The following is a 3,879-nucleotide window of genomic DNA, read 5'->3' as shown; positions in this document are numbered from 1 at the left end:
GCCCAGCGGAAGACCGACACGCAGCGGCCGACCTCACCGCGGGCCCACTTCATGGGCTTGCCGTTCTCCGCCGAGATCAGGGTGGCGATCTCCTCGGCGCGCTCCTTGAGGCGGTCCACGACGTGGTCCAGGGCTGCTGCCCGTACGTGTGCGGGGGTCGCCGAGAACTCGTCGGCGACAGCGGCAGCGGCTGCCACGGCCTCTTCGACCTGGGCCGCACTGGGAAGGCTGATGCTCCCGACGAGCCGGCCGTCCCACGGCGAGGTGACATCGAGCGTGTCATCGCCGGTGGCCTCGCGGCCGGCGAGCCAGAACGAATGCGGGGAAGTCGCTGTCGTCACTGCTGGACCGCCCTTCCGGAAAGGAGTGGATGGTGATGAGTGGGAGGAGAGGCGTGACGAGTGCTGACCGGCGTTCAGTACCGGGCGTCACCCGTCGGCTCTCCCCTGACCACGGTAGGGCTTACGAAAGGGGGAGTTTCTTATCCGGCGTGGCAGATTTCGGCAGACGCTCACACCGTATTGGCACGGTCACTTCGGGTGCTTTCCCTGACCGGATGCGGCGTCGTGCACGGCGGCCCGCGGGGCCGTGCAGAGTGCGGCTAGCCCGTGGCCTTCAGTGCGAGCCACAGCTCCATCCGTACGTCCGGATCGTCGAGCGAGCGGCCGAGGATTTCCTCGACCCGGCGCATGCGGTAGCGCAGGGTGTGCCTGTGGACGCCCAGATCGGCCGCGGCGGCGTCCCACTGGCCGTGCCGGGAGAGCCAGGCGCGCAGCGAGGCGACGAGGTCGCCCCTGCCGTTCGCGTCGTGATCGCGGAGTGAGCGGAGCAAGCCGTCGGCGAAGGCGCGTACCGCATCGTCGGCGAGCAGGGGCAGCACCGAACCCGCCGCGACGTCCTCGTGCTCGACCAGCGGGGTGCCGCGGCGCCGGGCCACCGAGAGCGCCTGGTCGGCCTGCTTGAAGGCGACGGTGGCCGCCGAGGGACCTGACGGTGCGGAGACGCCGATGACGAAGGCGTCCTCCGGTGCGGAAGCCGAGCCGTTGGACTGCGCACCGCCACCGCCACCGGAACCGGTGGCTTCCACAGCATTCGCCCACGACGCCGCGTACTGGGCGCAGGCGGTGACCGCCGCTCCGCCGTCGGAGGCGAGCACGACGAGGCGGCTGCCGTCGGGCACGACGAGCACAGCCTCGCCGCTGCGGGCGGCAGCCGTCTCGATGAGGTCGGCGAGCTGGTCGATGGGGCCGGGCAGTTCGTCGGAGATGCCCTCCGGTGCGGGTACGGGCATCGCCGAGTTCTCGGTGACGGTGACGACGGGGAGGTTGCCCCCGGCCGCCGAGGACGCTCCCCCTGCACCGTCGGCTCTCGCACCCGCGGAAGCGTTCACACTCCCGCGGACGCGGGAGTTGGAGCCGGAGGCGGGCTCCGCGACGAGCACGCGCATGGGCGCGTCCAGCAGCCCGCCGTACAGCCGTCCGGCCACCGCGCGGGCGTGGTCGGGTTCGCCGGAGAGCAGCATGCGCATCACCGCGGCGCCCAGGCGCTGTTCGGCTTCCTGGAGGGCCCGCGAACGCTCCATCGTGAGGGTCAGCAGCGCGATCGCGGAGTGCACCGCGTAACGCTCGGCGGTGCCCAGTGGTGCGGCTGTCCCCACCGCGAGCACCGCCTTGGCGCGACGGCCGCTGCCCACCGACTGCAGCTCGACGCGGTCGTCGCCCTCCGCGCCGCTGACCACGGCGCTCGCGGGCGCGGGTCTGTCGCGGAGGCGTTCGGCGTCGCTGACGAAGCGGGCGGCGCGGCGCACCGCCCAGGCCGGTGCGGTGGCCACCACGGCGCCCGAGGCGTCGTAGAGCGCCGCCCAACCGTCCACCTCCGAGGCCAGTTTGGTGAGCAGCGCCGCGGGGCCCTCCTGGGAGAGCGCTGCCCGGGTCATCTCCCGCTGGGCGTCGAAGCCCGCGGTGACGGCACGGTATTGCTCGGCGGCTATGGCGGCGGAGACGGCTTTGCTGATGGCGATGAAGGGCGTACGTCTTGGCACTTCGAGCAGCGGGAGGTCCGCCGCCCGGCACGCCTCCACAAGCGCTTCCGGCACCTTCTCGTAGTTGACCCCCGCGGCGAAGCCGAGGCCCACCACGCCCTTGCCGGCGAGCCGCCGCACGTAGTCGCGCATGCCCGCGGGGTCCTCGGCGTCCAGCTTCAGCGCGGTGAGGAGCAGGAGCTCGCCACCCTCCAGATACGGTGTGGGGTCGGCCAGTTCACTGGCGTGAGCCCACCTCACCGGGGTGTCCAGCCGGTCCTGGCCCGCGAGTACGGCGAGCCGGAGCGCGGAGTGCTGTACGAGCGAGGCAAGAGTCGGTGGCATAACAAGGCTCACCGTACAGCCGCACAGCTCATTTCGGTCATTCCCCCAGTGGTTCCACCAGTGACTCCCCCGGTCATCCCCCGGGTCACTCCCCCAGCTTCGCCAGGATCGGCGGGGTGCGTTCGCCCCGCACGGTCGTCAGGGACAACACGGCGTGCCCGGGGGGAAGCTCGTTCGCGAGGTCGGAGGGCGACCAGCGTGCCCGCTGGACGGTGCGTACGGTGACGGACTCGGCGGTGACATGTCTGCCGGTGGCCAGCCGGCGCACGGCGTGCATGACCCGGGTGACGGGCTCGTCGGAGACGAGCTGACGGTTGGTGACATCACGGGTCTGCACCCACTCCGTGCCCCACACCTCCGCGAAGTGCTCCGCGTCCCACGGCGTCACCCCGGCGCACACCATCCGGCAGCCGACCGAGCCCAGCAGCGATCCGCGCAGCGGCGCGGGCACCTCGTCCAGGGCGCGGAGGGTGAGCAGCACGCCCGCGTGCGCCGACCGGACGCGCTGCAGCGCGCGCAGCGACTGCGGGGTGACGGTCTGGGCGGCGTCGTCGAGTACCAGTCCGGCGAAGAGGGACTGGTCCTCGCGGGCGGCCGCGCACTCGGCGAACTGCGCCAGCACGAGGCGCGCGAGGATGCGCGACGCCTCGGCGTGCCCGCGCTCGGGCAGGTCGATGCGCACCCGCAGCGGGTGTTCCAGTGCGCGGAGCGAGAACGGCCGGTGGCCCTCGCCGGACGGGCCGCCGCTCCCCCCGGCGCCTCCGGGGCCCTCGGCGCCCTCTGCGCCCTCGGGGACGAAGAAGCCGGCGAAGGCGGGCCGGTCCAGCAGGGCGATGCGGTCCGCGAGCAGGGCGGCAGCGTCGCCGGCGTGGCCCGACTGGCGCTCGTAGGCGTCGAGTTCACGCAGCTGGGCGCCGAGACCGGCCTCCGCCAGCGCGGTGCGCAGCCCGCCGAGTGCGGACGGCGATCCGTCCAGCAGCTCGCGCAGGTCCGGTACGGCGGGAAAGTGGCCGTGTACGGCACGGAAGGGGCCGATGAGCTGGGCCAGTGAGGTGGCGGCACGGCGGCTGTCGCCGCCGGGGTGGGCTGCCGTCAGGTCGCCGACGAGCGCTTCGGCGAGCATGCCCGCCGCTTCGTCGGGGTCGTCCGTACCGCCGTAGAGGTCGAGGTCGTGCGCGGAGTCGCGGTGCCCGATCCGGACGACCGCGTCGAAGGACTCGTCCGGCGCCAGCCGCGCGCCGTGCGCGGTCACCGCGACGACCGCGGCCTGCCCGGCGAGCGCCTGCAGGCACAGCGATTCCACGACAGGGCGCACCAGGCGTGTGGTCTTGCCGGAACCGGCCGGTCCGACGGCCAGCGCCGAGGTGCCCAGCAGAGCGGGTTCAAGGGCGAGCCCGGCGCCGCGGTAGTGGTGCGGATTGCGTTCGATGTCGGCGGCGGTGCCGATCCGGACCTGGCGCAGACGCAGGTCGTGGCGGGCGGCGCGGAGGGGCAGGTCGCGGCGCCCCGAGGGG

Annotated in this window: 2 protein-coding genes and 1 pseudogene; all 3 read right to left on the bottom strand. The window is 73.3% G+C overall.

All coding sequences use genetic code 11. The annotated features are described in order from the left end of the window. Positions 1–341, bottom strand: a 341-nt coding sequence (locus tag ACRDP3_RS12955) for an aldehyde dehydrogenase family protein (protein ID WP_431517055.1), incomplete at its 3' end; no start/stop codon positions are given. Positions 342–601: 260 nt separating this feature from the next. Further along, a complete protein-coding gene (locus ACRDP3_RS12950) occupies positions 602–2,365 on the bottom strand; it encodes a PucR family transcriptional regulator (RefSeq protein WP_431517054.1) in 1,764 nt (587 codons plus the stop codon). 85 nt (positions 2,366–2,450) lie between these two features. After that, positions 2,451–3,879, bottom strand: a pseudogene (locus ACRDP3_RS12945) (ATP-binding protein); the annotation flags it as partial.

Origin of the sequence: Streptomyces sp. (genome assembly GCF_050698815.1) — a bacterium.
Taxonomy (GTDB): domain Bacteria; phylum Actinomycetota; class Actinomycetes; order Streptomycetales; family Streptomycetaceae; genus Streptomyces.
Note: the sequence above shows the minus strand (reverse complement) of the source record. Positions and strands in the feature narration are given on the sequence as shown.